Below are 13,589 nucleotides of genomic sequence, written 5' to 3' on the forward strand. Positions count from 1 at the left end.
TTCCGTCCAATTAAACGCTTTCATTTAAGTATTACAATGAAACCGTATTCAAATCAGGTGTCAGGGAGGTCTTCACAGATGAAAAAAGCATGGAGTATTGTACTTAGCACGGCTCTGTCTGTCGGTCTATTGGCAGGATGCGGCAGCGGTGGCGGCACAAATAACAATACGAATGGTGCAGCAGATGGAGGCAATGCGAACGCAGGCAAGCCAAAGTCGGTCACACTTAAATTTTTTATTGGCCAGCCCCGCTTTAAGCAGCAATACGAGGGTTACATCAATGATTTTGTAGCCAAAGAGAAAGCGGAAAAAAATGTGGATATCAAAGTTCAGCTGGAAATGCCGAACTCGGATAACGCTCCGCAAATTTTGAAAACGCGAATGGCATCCAATGATGCCCCGGATATTTTCAGCCTTCATGCGGTCAATGAGGCTCCTTCCTTCTACAAGGCCGGATATCTGGAAGATCTGACGAATCAGCCGCTTGCCGACAAGCTGCTGGACAGCGTCAAGCCTTCCGTAACGATTGATAATAAAATTGTAGCTGTTCCGATGGAATCTCTGGCATGGGGCTTCCTCTACAACAAGAAAATCTTCGCAGACAACGGCATCACGCCTCCGACAACCTTGACGGAAATGAAGGCGATCGTCGAAAAACTCAAAGCGAAGAAAATCACGCCGTTCCTCCTCTCCTATCAGGAGGCCTGGATTCCGCAGCTGTTCCTGCCGCTTTCGGTAGGCGCGCTTGTCAGTACGGATCACAAGGATTTCATCGACAAGATGAATAAGGACGAAGGTTCTTTTGCCGAAATGAAGGATATGTTCAACATTATCGACCTGGTTAATGCGAACGGTACGGACAAAGCGATGGAAGTCAACGGAGACGACGGCGCAGCAGCGTTTGCAGCCGGCAAAGCGGCCATGTGGATCCAAGGTCCATGGTTTGCCGATACGATTCTCAAATCCAAAGCTGATTTTGATTTCGGCGTTGCGCCCCTGCCGGTTAACGATAACCCGGATGCAACGAGAATCGATCTGAGTACGTCAACGGCACTGGCTGTATCGCCATCGAGCAAAAATAAAGAGTACGCGCTTGATTTCCTGAACTATGTACTGGATGACAAGACTTCCAGCGCATTTTACGAAAGCTTGAAATTCAATCCGGTTGCCAAATCCCATACGTTTGAAACCTATCCTTGGGTTAATGACGCCATGGTCTATGTGAAAGATGGCAAATCCTATCAGGATCCGGTTATGCCGCAAGCCGTTAAGGATGAAGTGGGCAAAGCGCTGCAAAGCTACTTTGTGAAGCAAATGTCGCAGGATGACGTGATTAAAGCGTTGGATAAAGCCTGGAAGGACTTCAACAAAGTAAACAAATAAGCCAATCCGCTGCGGAAGAGAGCAAAGTCCCCCGGGCCTTAAGCTTCTCTTCCGCCTTTTTCCAAAGTGTGCGACTCCAATCATGAGGTGATGGAACATGTTAGCAAAGCAAGTTAAAAGGTATGCCTCTTTGTTTGGTTTCTTGGCGCCTTCTCTGATCCTTTATACCGCTTTTCTGCTGATTCCGATGCTGGGTGCCATGTATTACAGCATTACGGACTGGAATGGCCTGAACCCGACCTATGATTTTGTCGGGCTTACCAATTTTGTTGAAGCGCTCAAGGATGACCCGGATTTTCTGACTTCTTTGTGGTTTACATTGAAGTATGTTGTGTTTATGGTTGTACTGCAAAATGTTTTTGCACTGTTTCTGGCTGTACTTATCGAATCGCGGACCAGGTCCAAAGGGTTCTTCCGGACGTTATTCTTTATGCCTAATATGATCAGTATGATTATCGGCGCCTTTATGTGGACCTTTATCTTCACGCAGGTCACAACACAGCTTGCCGAGAAAACATTCCTGACCTTCATGGATCAATCCTGGATCGGCGATCCCAAGTTTTCCTTCTTCTCGATTATTATCGTTTCCCTATGGAACGGTGTCGGTTATATGATGATTATCTATTTGGCAGGCCTGCAGGGCGTTCCGCAATCCCTGAAGGAAGCGGCGGTCATCGACGGGGCCAATGCCTGGCAGCGGTTCAGAAGCGTGACGCTTCCCATGATTACGCATGCGGTCACCATCTGTTTCTTCCTTACGCTCAACGGAGCCTTCAAAGTGTTTGAGGTCGTATACGGGCTGACAGGCGGCGGACCTGGCAGAAGCACACAGGTCATTACGATGAACATCTACGAGGAAGCCTTCTCCAACAACTTCCGTTATGGCTATGCCAGCGCCAAATCGATCATTTTGTTTGTTATCGTATTGATCGTTACGATCATTCAAATCAGCGTCACGAAGCGAAGAGAGGTGGAGTCATGAGTAAGAACCGGTCTGCTTCCATTCTGATCAATGCCGTCCTCACGGTGCTTGGAGCCATATCCTTCTTCCCGATCTATATGGCGTTTATCAATTCGTTCAAAACGCAGGGGGAAATGTTCAGCTCGGTTATGTCTCTTCCGACCAAGCTGCACTTTGAGAACTACAGTCAGGCCTTCACGCAGATTCATCTGCTGAACAGCACCCTCAACTCGGTCATTGTATCTGTTATCGGCATCGCCGGGATTGTCTTCTCGGCCGGTCTTGCAGGCTACAAGCTGTCCAGAACGCCAGGCAAGCTGAGCGCTTTTATTTTCTTCCTGTTCGTTTCTTCCATGCTGGTGCCGTTCCACTCGATCATGATCTCGCTAACGCGGGTGGCCAAAAGCCTGCATCTGCAGGGCAGCGCCGCAGGGCTTGGCCTGATCTATATCGGACTGGGCGTCAATATGGCCATCTTTCTCTATCATGGCTTCGTCAAATCGATTCCGCGGGAGCTGGAGGAATCGGCTCATATAGACGGCTGCGGCGAGTTTCAGACGTATTTCCGCATTATTTTCCCGCTGCTGCTGCCGATTACGGTGACGATCGCCATTCTCGATTTTCTGTGGATCTGGAATGACTTCCTGCTTCCGCTGCTGATGCTGACGGATGTCACGCGGTATACGCTCATTCTTTCGACCAATATGCTGTTTGGCGAGTACAACAAGGAATGGTCGCTTATTCTCGCAGCACTGGTGCTTACGGCGATTCCGGTCATTATCATCTATGCCTTCTTCCAGCGCTTCATCATGGAGGGAATTACGGAAGGCGCCATTAAAGGCTAAACGGTGTGAATTGAAGGAGGCGGCAGTGTGAAGCAGCTGTTGTACGGCGCGGCCTATTATGATGAATATATGCCTTATGAAAGGCTCGACCGGGATATTGAAATGATGAAGGCTGCGGGGATCAATGTGGTGCGGATCGCGGAATCGACCTGGAGCACGCATGAGCCGCAAAATGGCATATTTGATTTCTCCTCCGTCGACCGGGTACTGGACGCGATGCATCAGGCGGAAATCGCCGTTATTGTGGGAACGCCGACTTATGCGGTTCCGACATGGATGGTCCGCGAGTACCCGGACGTGCTGGCGGAAACAGAGAAGGGGCCGGGGCGTTATGGCGCAAGACAGATCATGGACATCACCCATCCTGTCTATCTCTTCTACGCGGAGCGGATCATCCGCAAGCTGATCTCCCGCGTCAGCACCCACCCCGCTGTGATCGGCTATCAGACAGACAATGAAACGAAGCATTATCACACTTCGGGACCGAATGTACAGCTTCGTTTTGTCAAATACATGCGGGATAAATTCAAGTCCCTGGATGAGATCAACCGCCGCTTCGGGCTGGATTATTGGAGCAACCGGATCAACAGCTGGGAAGACTTCCCGTCCGTAATAGGGACGGTCAACGGCAGTCTGGGGGCGGAATTTGCCAGATTCCAGCGTAAGCTGGTAACGGATTTTCTCGCCTGGCAGGCGGCGATTGTAGGCGAATACAAGCAGGCGGGTCAATTTGTTACGCAAAATTTCGATTTTGAATGGCGGGGCTATTCCTATGGCGTTCAGCCGGATGTGGATCATTTTGCCGCTGCGGAGGCTTTTGATATTGCCGGTGTGGACATCTATCATCCCTCGCAGGATGAGCTGACCGGGACGGAAATTTCGTTCGGCGGCGATATGGCGCGATCTCTGAAAGGGAGCAATTATCTGGTGATGGAGACGCAGGCCCAGGCCTTCGCCCATTGGGTTCCCTATCCGGGCCAGCTCCGGCTGCAGGCGTTCAGCCATCTGGCTTCGGGAGCCAATATGGTTGCTTACTGGCATTGGCATTCCATCCATAATTCCTTCGAGACTTACTGGAAGGGGCTGCTCAGCCACGATTTTCAGCCTAATCCGGTGTACAAGGAAGCCGGAACAATCGGGAGGGATTTCGGCCGGCTTAGCACTCACTTGATCAACCTGAAGAAACGTAACAGGACGGCCATATTGGTCAGCAACGAGTCCTTGACCGCTCTGGAATGGTTCAAGCTGCCAGGCGGCGTCAAATACAACGATATTGTTCGACGTCTCTACGATGGACTGTACCGGATGAATATCGAGTGCGATTTTGTGCATCCGGGAAGCGGCAATTTGGCGGAATATTCCCTGCTGGTCGTACCGGCGCTTTATACCGCTCCAAGCGAGCTGCTGGAGAAGCTTAATGCTTTCGTCCGGGAAGGCGGCCATATCGTCTACACATTTAAAAGCGGTTTTACCGACGAGGATGTGAAGGTTCGGACAACCGCACAGCCGGGGATGGTCGGAGAAGCCTGCGGAATCTCCTACAGCATGTTTGCCGAGCCCCGCAACGTCGGTTTGAGGGATGATCCCTATCAGGTTGGGGAAGAGGACAATGTGGTTGAAGCCTGGATGGAATTGATCACCCCGCATTCGGCGGAGGTGCTCGCTTATTACGATCATTCCCATTGGGGCGAATATGCCGCCATTACCCGCAATCATTACGGGAAAGGCAGCGCCACCTACATAGGCTGTCTGCCGAGTCCTGCCCTAACAGCCAAGCTGCTGGAGCAGGCTGTTCGGGAAGCGGGGTTATGGAGCGTGGAGCAGCAGCTGGCATTCCCGCTTATTATCAAGTCGGGAATGAATGAGCTTGGCCGCCGCATCCGCTATATTTTTAACTATTCGGATCAGCCGGCAAGCCTTAACAGCCCGTTTGCCGGTGCGCAGGAGCTGCTTTCGGGCCGGCCGGTTGAGAACGGACAGGAGCTGACGCTTGACCGCTGGGGATTTGTTATTCTGGAGGAGCGGAGCTAGTGCGGCTCGGCTGCCGGCTTGCAGCGCCTACGAATGTCGGAAGATGTTTCCCCGTGCGGAGCTGTCTTTTCAACCGGACTTCAAAGAGATTCGCCGGGGACGATGGCATGCCGGATAAACGACTCGTCCGGGACGTCGCGGCCCTGAATACGTGCAATTAATGTATCAGCCAGACGGGCGCCGATTTCATTCACATTGTAATCCACGGTTGCAAGCGCCGGATTGACGTAATTCAGAATATCGATATTGTCAAAACCCATCAGCCCAACCTGATCCGGTACACGGATCTTTTGGGCTTTTAGCCATTTCAGGATCTCCAGCGCATAGATATCGCTCGAACAGAGGATCGCGGTTTTCCCGCGGGACTGCTCGTACAGAGCTGATATTTCCGCTATATATTCCCTTGACATGACGACCTTGAAGCCGAGGTCCGGGTTTCTTCCGCAAGCCTCCAGCAATCCGGCGTATCTCTGCTCGGGAACATAGATATTCTCCTCCCCCCGGCGGCGGAGCGGGAGACTGACATAGATCAGCTGCCGGTATCCAAGCCCTGCCAGATGATCGACGGCGTCGCTGATAGCCTGCTTGTCATTCAGCCAGACGTACGGGAACGGCCCGGATATGCGGTTGCCGAAGGTGACAATGGGCGTACGGGATTTAAGCAGCGCGGACTCGAATTTTTTGCCCTCATTGATGGACAGCAGCGCGATCCCGTCCACCTTGCGGTCGAGCAGACTGTTAATATATTCGAGCTCGAGCTCTTTGCTGCGGTTGGACAGGACAAGATAGACAAAATACCCCTGCTTTCGAGCCTCGGCCTCGAAGGCATGGAATAACTGGGAGAAAATCTGGTTCTGAATATCGAACAGCACGATCCCAAGCGTTTTTGTATGTCCTTTTACAAGACTTTGAGCAAGGAAATGGGGGCGGTAACCGAGCTCCTCGGCCACCTTCAATATTTTTGCCCGTGTAGCCGGACGGATGCCGGGACGATTGTTCAGCGCCCTGTCCACCGTTCCTCTGGTAACTCCGCATAGCTCGGCAATTTGCTTACTGGTAACATTCATGACGGGCTTTGCCTCCGCTGTAGTATCAATTTGACTTATCGTAACGCAGATCAATATCGGGGTCAAGACAGCCGGGAAAACCGACAAATTTCGCGTTAAGCAGGTCCTTATTCGATAAAAATAAAACGTTTACATGAAAAAAAGCCTATGCTATGATCAAAATGTTCACGTGAACGTAATATGAAAATTGGTGTATGTGGTTTGTTCTGGAAATTGGGAGGACGCTCCCTCAAGCAGGTTGTAATATTTTTTGTTTAAATTCGTGCACGTGAACGAAAACAGCTGGTCTCCGCAGCTTCAATGACGTCTACCTACACGGGGGTCAGACTAAATTCAAGCAGGGATGGTGTTCATCTTGAAGAAATTATTGCTGTTTCCTCTTCTGACTATGATGATAATCGCAATGCTTGCCGCTTGCAGCTCGTCAGGTACGACAACCAATCAAACGAACGACGGCGCTGGCGGTGACCATACCGCAGATGAGGAGGCTTCAGGGAATACAACGACCGGCGAGAAAGCTGAACTGACGCTGGTGTGGGGCAAGGGCGACGCGTCCGACGCCCAGCTTAAAGTCATCCTGGCGGAATTCAACAAGCTGTATCCCGATATTAAGGTCAAGCGGATTGAAGTGGTGAACAAGGGCTGGGCTGATTATTTCAACAAAATTCAAACGATGATCGCCGGAGGAAACCCGCCGGATGTCATCCGGGTAGCCATTGAAGGCATCCAGATGTTCGCCAGGCAGGAGCTTCTGCTGCCGCTCGATCCTTACATGGAAGTAAATCCGGAAGCGCTGGACGATTATGACGATCTCCATCCCAAGCTGCAGGCTCCATTTGTCGTGGACGGCAAAACCTACGGCTTCGTGTGGGACTGGAACAATATCGTCATGCATTTCAACACGGATCTGCTGAAGGAGGCAGGCCTGCCTCTGCCCGGCAAGGACTGGACCCGGGATGATTTTCTGGAATATGCCCAGAAGCTGACAACGGATAAGAACGGCAGGAAGGTATACGGGTTTGCCATTCCGAACTTTTATTTCGGCGCATCGGCCTGGTTGTACAACAATGAAGCCAGCATCCTGAATGAAGACATGACGGCCAGCAGGCTGGACGATCCCAATGCGATCGAGATCATGCAGTTTTTCCAGGATTTGATCTATAAATATAAAGTCGCGCCGGTTCCGGGTCCCAAGACGGATGCCACCCAAATGCTGATGAGCGGTCAGGTCGCCATGTATGCGGCAGGCAAATGGCCGTTCGCCTCCTATGACAAGAACAAGTTCACCAGCATCGGCCTGCAGCTGCTGCCGACCTTCAAGACGAACAAAGTAATCTTCGGCTCCGGTGCGTTTCCGGTGCTGAAATCGTCCAAATATCCGGAGGCCGCCTATAAGCTGTCCGCTTTCCTGAGCGGGAAGTTCTCCCAAAAAACAACGCTCGCCAATACGTCGATTCCGACCCGGATCTCGGTCATGGAGGAGGTGCTTCCGACTACGCAGGCCGAGAACTGGCAGGTGTTTGAGGAAAGCGCCGATATTGCCCAGGCGGTTGAGGCGCCGATGCAGTATGCCGAAATCGAAGGGGTGTTCAACCGGTATATGTCGGAGATTCTCGCAAACCAATCCGATGCCGCAACCGCAATGAAGAAGGCCAAGGCGGAGATAGACGTCATTCTGAAAAAATAAGCAGGGCGGGCCGGCACGCCCGTACCGGCTCGCGGCTTACCAAGAAAGGATCGTGAAGCATGACACGAAACCGGACGCTCTGGGATGCTATCGCGGGCTATACCTTCCTTGCTCCCGCGCTGCTGCTCTTCGCTGTATTTATCGGGGAGCCGGTTGTAGTATCCATCTATCTCTGCTTTACCAAATACAATGTGATCACGCCGGCATCCTGGATCGGATGGGATAACTTCAGGCAGTTCTTTCAGGACGGCAGGCTGCTGGAGATGTACGGCAATACGCTCAAGTATGTGCTTATTCTGACGCCGCTCCATGCTGTACTGGGCTTGCTGCTGGCACTGGCTGTGAACCGGAAGATCGCCAATGGCTGGAAATACCTGTACCGGACCGTGTTTTATTTTCCGGTGCTGACTACCTCGGCGGCGGTTGCCGTTGCCTGGCAGTTTATCTTTGACACCGATTTTGGCATACTGAACTACTTCCTGGGGCTGCTCGGGATTGATGCGATCCCATGGATGCAATCGCCGCATTGGGTGTATCTGGCTGTTGCGGTGTACAGCTTCTGGAAAGGGATCGGCAGCGCGTTCCTATTCTACTTTATCGGTCTGCAAAATATCCCGGCAAATCTGTACGAGGCTGCCGAGATTGACGGGGCGAGGCCCTTGCAGCGCTTCTTCTCCATTACGCTGCCGATGCTCTCGCCTACGATCTTCTTCGTGCTGGTGACCACCCTTATTGGCGCGACGCAGATTTTCGATGAGCCTTATCTGATTACGGGCGGCGGACCTGGCGACGCCTCGCGTTCAGTCAATATGTATATTTATGAGGTGGCTTTTCAAAATCAGGATATGGGCTATGCCTCCACCTTGTCGCTCAGCCTGTTCCTGATCATCCTGCTGATCACGGTATTCCAGTTCTCGCTCAGTAAAAGATGGGTCTACTATGATCAGGAATAAGAGGGAGAGGATATGCTTATGGAACCGAGTGTTCAAACAGGAGCCGGGCTTGCGCCCAAGCGGGAACGCGTAAGCCGCACCGGATGGGAGAGACTGCTGCTGGACGGAGGGCTGCTGCTGCTCTGTTTCCTGATGCTGGCTCCCTTCCTGTGGATCATTTCGACTTCTTTCCGGCTGCCCAAGGACTCGTTCTCGCTGCCGCCCGCTATTTTCCCGACCAGCTTTCATCTGGGAAGCTATGCGGAAGTATTCATCCGCGTGCCTTTTCTGAATTTCATTCTGAACAGTATGAAAATAAGCCTGATTATCGTAGCTGGTCATATTCTCATTTCGAGCATGGCGGCTTTCGCCTTCTCACGAATCCGGTTCCCGGGAAGGAATCTGCTGTTTCTCGTCTTTCTGTCGGGGCTGATGATTCCGGCCCAGGTGACCGTCATACCGCGTTTTATTCTGATGTCAAAGCTGGAGATGGTCGATACGCATTGGGCGTTGATTTTGCCGGGGCTGATTAATCCGCTGGGGATTTTCCTGATCCGGCAGCTGATGATGACCGTCTCCACTACCTATGACGAGGCTGCTTATATGGATGGGGCAAGCCGGATGTATGTCTTTCTGAAGATTATTATGCCGATGGCTTTTCCCGCTGTCGCAGTTACATCCGTTATGACCTTCATCGGAACCTGGAATGATTTTTTCGGTCCGCTCATCTTTCTCAATACGTTCGAGAAGATGACGCTGCCGATCGGAATGGCTGTTCTGAGCGGAGCTTTTGGCCAGGGGAATTTGTCCGCGATTCTTGCGGGAGTCGCAATGTCCCTCAGCATTCCGCTGCTGTTTTATATAGCAGGCCAGAAATATCTGGTTGAAGGAATCAGCACCGGCGGATTAAAGTTGTAATCAGATGAGGAGGCTATTATGATGCAGAAAACATTTGAACAAAGCTTATACCCGGCAGACAAGAAATTCACCTTCACCGGCGCCAGAACGGGACAGATTTCGTTTCCGCTCGGCGGGATAGGCGCAGGCAGCATCGGACTTGCCGGCAATGGTCGGCTGATCGATTGGGAAATTTACAACCGCCCCAATAAGCTCAGCTACAACGGTTTCTCCTTCTTCACGGTCAAGGCTGAGCATAACGGGGAGGTGAAGCTTGCGAAGGTGCTGCACGGGGATTTGAAAGCGCCTTATATGGGAGAGGGCAGGGGGAAATACGAGGGCTACGGCTATGGGCCAAGACGCGAGAATCTGACGGGCTTCCCGCATTTCTCGGAAACGGCGTTCAAGGGAGAGTATCCCTTTGCGGAAATCTCCTTTGCAGATGCCGGCGATCCTATCGGGGTTGTGCTGACGGCATTCAATCCGTTTATTCCGCTGAATGACCACGACTCCTCGCTCCCCTGCGCCATTTTTGAATACGAAGTGACGAACAAGACGGCGGATACGCTGGATATCAGCCTGGCCGGCGTGCTGACGAATCCGTTCTTCAAGGGAGCCGTCAATAAGAAAATGGAGCTTGGCAGCAATCCGGCGATGACGTTCTCTTCCACTCATTACGAGGCCGATTCGCCGGAATTCGGCGACCTGACGCTGGCAACCGACCAATCGGATACCAGCTATCAATCGTATTGGTACCGCGGCAGCTGGTTTGATAATTTGACCGTGTTCTGGAAGGACTTTGTTACGCCAGGGCGGCTGCAGGAGCGTCATTACGACAATCCCCGGGAACTGGATGCCGGCAGCTCGCATAACAAGCATCAGGATGTCGGGCTGCTGTGCGGGCATCAGAGCATCGGGCCGGGTGAGAAAGCGGTATTCCGCTTCGTCATCAGCTGGAGCTTCCCGAACTGTGTGAATTTCTGGAATCCCGGAGCCGGGGAAGGTGCGGAGGCGGGCAGGAATCCTTCCTGGACCAACTATTACGCGACCCGGTTTGCGGACTCGACCGAGACCGCGCAGTATGTATTGACCGAATATGACCGGCTGCGCGAGGAATCCGGCTTGTTCCGCGATACGCTGTTCCGCTCGACGCTGCCGGATTATGTGCTGGACGCCGTTGCCGGCAACATCTCCATTCTGAAATCGCCGACCGTTCTGCGACTGACCGATGGAACGCTGTATGGTTTCGAAGGCGTTCATACGAATGAAGGCTCCTGCGAGGGCTCCTGCACCCATGTGTGGAATTATGAGCAGGCGACGGCTTTTCTGTTCCCGTCGTTGGCCCGGTCGATGCGCAATATCGACTATAACTACGCTCAATTCGATAATGGCAAAATGGCCTTCCGGCTGTTTCTTCCAGCCGAGCGGACAACGAGGGAGAATTTCTTCTTCGCTGCGGCAGACGGACAGATGGGAGGCATCATCAAGACCTATCGGGAGTGGAAGATCTCCGGCGATCATCAGTGGCTCCGCTCGGTATGGCCGAAGGTGCAGCGGGCGCTTGAATATGCATGGGAGCCGACCAATGAGAACCGTTGGGATTATGACAAGGACGGCGTGATGGAGGGACGGCAGCATCATACTCTCGACATGGAGCTGTTCGGCCCGAACTCGTGGCTGACCAGTATGTATCTGACGGCGCTCAAGGCCGCGGCCGAGATGGCGGAAGCGATGGGAGAGCCGGAGAAAACAGCCGAATATAACGGGATTTTCGCCAGCGGCTCGAAGTGGGCGAATGAGCATCTATATAATGGAAGATATTTTCACCAGCTGGTCGATCTGAAGGACAAAACGGTTCTGGAGCCGTTCGGAGCCGCTGCGGCCTACTGGAATGAAGAAGCGGGTGAAATCAAATATCAGATTGGCGAAGGCTGCGGCATTGACCAGGTGCTGGGCCAATGGTTCGCCCATATCGTCGGTCTTGGTTATGTGCTGGATGAGAGCAAGGTGAAGCAGGCGGTCAAATCGATTTATGACAACAACTTTATCGAGTGCCTGCGCGACTATCCCAACGCCTGCCGGATCTACGCGCTCAACGAGGAGGATGGTCTCTTAATCTGCACCTGGCCTGATAATAACAGTCCGGTCGTTCCGGTTCCTTACGCCGACGAGTGCATGAACGGCTTCGAGTATCAGGCTGCCTGCCATATGATTTACGAGGGGTTTGTGGAGGAAGGCTTAACCGCCGTCAGGGCGATCAGAGACCGTTATGACGGAGAGAAGCGCAATCCGTGGAATGAATTCGAATGCGGCAGCAATTATGTGCGTTCCATGGCTTCTTATGGTCTGCTGCTTGCGCTTAGCGGATTTGAATACGATATGACCAAGGGACATATCGGGTTTAATCCGAAGCTGAATGAGGACCAATTCAGCTGCTTCTGGAGCTTGAGCGAAGGCTGGGGAGAATTCCGTCACCTGGGAGGCGTTCTCGAATTGGAGGTCAAACGCGGGAATTTGGCGCTGCAGTCCTTTTCGAGCGCTCTATTGGAGGGCAGGGAGATTGCGGAGATCCGGTGCGGGGGTGCGGCTGTTCCTTTCAATAGAACAGACCGGCTGATTACATTCCACGATCGTATAGAAATTGACCGCCATTCGACTCTACAGATGATACTAGAATCGTAGACGGTTCATGAACTGGTCCTGCATCCTGCAGGGCCAGTCTTCGTGATGAACCGGCTGAGTCTGCGAATTCTGACTGACGCGCAGCACGCCAATCAATGCAGGAGGGCTGGGAAATACGGCCAATTGCAGAGCTATTCCAGAAATATCGTGTCATATGGATGATCCAGCTTCCCGGTCCGATAGTCGCGGGGAGACAGCCCCAGGTATTCCCGGAATACTTTGCCAAAATAGCTGGGGCTGTCGAAGCCGCACATTCTGCCGATATCCTGCACGCTGACAGCGGTCCGGCGAAGCATGGTAACGGCAGCCTCCACCCTCCGGCGGCGCAGGAATTCCAATGGGGAGATGCCTTCTTTATGCTGAAACAGCCGGCACAAGTATGATCGGGAAATGCCGCATTGCGACGCGATGTCCTCCAGCGACAAATTGCGGGCATAGTGATTCTTCATGTAATCCTTTGCTTTCTTAATAATCGGATGAGACTCCGGACCAGGAGCAGTGAATGTATCCGGCGCCAGCAGGGACAGCATGAATCCATACAGCAGCTGCGAAAGCGGAGCGGATTCGTATATCCGTTCAACGGCTACAGCCCGGTACAGCTCCCAAAACCGCGCCACCGGCTGTGATTCGTTCTGCAGCGATACAATCGGCCCTCTTCTGGCGAGGATACGGTCCCACATGCGGACGGCATCCTCGCCTTTGGCGTTCAGCCAGACAAACTCCCATGGCTTTCCCTGCCCGCCTGCATAATAGTAGTGGTGGGAGCTTGGAATCTTCACCATAAAAGCCTTGCCCTCCTGCAGGGTATGGGTCTGTCCTTCAATTTCGATTATCCCTTCGCCGCTTAAAGTATATTGAAAAATAACATGGCCATGGTCTGTCCGCTTAAGCCCCTTGTTCCCATAGCTTCCGGAGCTTGCGCTCTGCCAGCCCATGGAATCCAGCAGCATATAGGGAAGCGGCTCGGCATAACGGAACGCGAATGAATCGGGCTTCAGCATGATTGTCCTCCCTGCGGATACGCGTGTCAGGCGTAGCGCAGCTTCCTTGTTCCATAATAATATTGTTCTATATTTGAATGGCAGCTTATATGATCCTATCACA

The 13,589-nt window shown here is 52.5% G+C and carries 10 protein-coding genes; 8 read left to right on the forward strand and 2 right to left on the reverse strand.

Going from position 1 to position 13,589, the window contains the following annotated elements; genetic code table 11:
- The first annotated feature begins 78 nt into the window (after positions 1–78).
- The 4 genes from AC0YOB_RS08420 to AC0YOB_RS08435 all read left to right on the forward strand — a co-directional run bounded on the left by AC0YOB_RS08420 (position 79) and on the right by AC0YOB_RS08435 (position 5,220).
- Positions 79–1,383, forward strand: a complete 1,305-nt coding sequence (locus AC0YOB_RS08420) for an ABC transporter substrate-binding protein (RefSeq protein WP_210045507.1) — start codon at positions 79–81, stop codon at positions 1,381–1,383.
- 97 nt (positions 1,384–1,480) lie between these two features.
- The gene (locus AC0YOB_RS08425) at positions 1,481–2,365 is read left to right on the forward strand and encodes a carbohydrate ABC transporter permease (RefSeq protein WP_475792464.1); all 885 of its coding nucleotides are present in this window, start codon (positions 1,481–1,483) and stop codon (positions 2,363–2,365) included.
- On the forward strand, positions 2,362–3,189 hold the full coding sequence (locus AC0YOB_RS08430) for a carbohydrate ABC transporter permease (protein WP_210045509.1): 828 nt from the start codon (positions 2,362–2,364) through the stop codon (positions 3,187–3,189). The genes AC0YOB_RS08425 and AC0YOB_RS08430 overlap by 4 nt, the downstream gene beginning before the upstream one ends.
- Positions 3,190–3,216: 27 nt before the next feature.
- Positions 3,217–5,220 (forward strand): beta-galactosidase, encoded by a 2,004-nt coding sequence (locus AC0YOB_RS08435; RefSeq protein ID WP_475792465.1) that lies wholly within the window; start codon positions 3,217–3,219, stop codon positions 5,218–5,220.
- An 80-nt stretch (positions 5,221–5,300) separates the two neighbouring features.
- On the opposite strand, the gene AC0YOB_RS08440 is transcribed toward AC0YOB_RS08435, so the two are convergent.
- Positions 5,301–6,287 (reverse strand): LacI family DNA-binding transcriptional regulator, encoded by a 987-nt coding sequence (locus AC0YOB_RS08440; RefSeq protein WP_475792466.1) that lies wholly within the window; start codon positions 6,285–6,287, stop codon positions 5,301–5,303.
- Positions 6,288–6,642: 355 nt separating this feature from the next.
- Between AC0YOB_RS08440 and AC0YOB_RS08445 the strand changes: the two genes are divergently transcribed.
- From AC0YOB_RS08445 to AC0YOB_RS08460, 4 genes are read left to right on the forward strand one after another with little or no spacing between them, the layout of a single operon-like run.
- Positions 6,643–7,974, forward strand: a complete 1,332-nt coding sequence (locus AC0YOB_RS08445; protein WP_475792467.1) for an ABC transporter substrate-binding protein — start codon at positions 6,643–6,645, stop codon at positions 7,972–7,974.
- A 59-nt stretch (positions 7,975–8,033) separates the two neighbouring features.
- A complete protein-coding gene (locus tag AC0YOB_RS08450) occupies positions 8,034–8,927 on the forward strand; it encodes a carbohydrate ABC transporter permease (RefSeq protein WP_475769054.1) in 894 nt (297 codons plus the stop codon).
- Between the two features lie 18 nt (positions 8,928–8,945).
- Positions 8,946–9,824: a carbohydrate ABC transporter permease gene (locus AC0YOB_RS08455; RefSeq protein ID WP_475792468.1), complete on the forward strand. Its 879-nt coding sequence runs from the start codon at positions 8,946–8,948 to the stop codon at positions 9,822–9,824.
- Positions 9,825–9,842: 18 nt separating this feature from the next.
- A complete protein-coding gene (locus tag AC0YOB_RS08460) occupies positions 9,843–12,485 on the forward strand; it encodes a GH116 family glycosyl-hydrolase (protein ID WP_475792469.1) in 2,643 nt (880 codons plus the stop codon).
- Positions 12,486–12,616: 131 nt separating this feature from the next.
- On the opposite strand, the gene AC0YOB_RS08465 is transcribed toward AC0YOB_RS08460, so the two are convergent.
- Entirely contained in the window at positions 12,617–13,486 is an 870-nt protein-coding gene (locus AC0YOB_RS08465; RefSeq protein WP_475792470.1) for an AraC family transcriptional regulator, read from the reverse strand.
- Positions 13,487–13,589 lie beyond the last annotated feature (103 nt).

It is taken from the genome of Paenibacillus sp. JT31N17 (assembly GCF_056269255.1).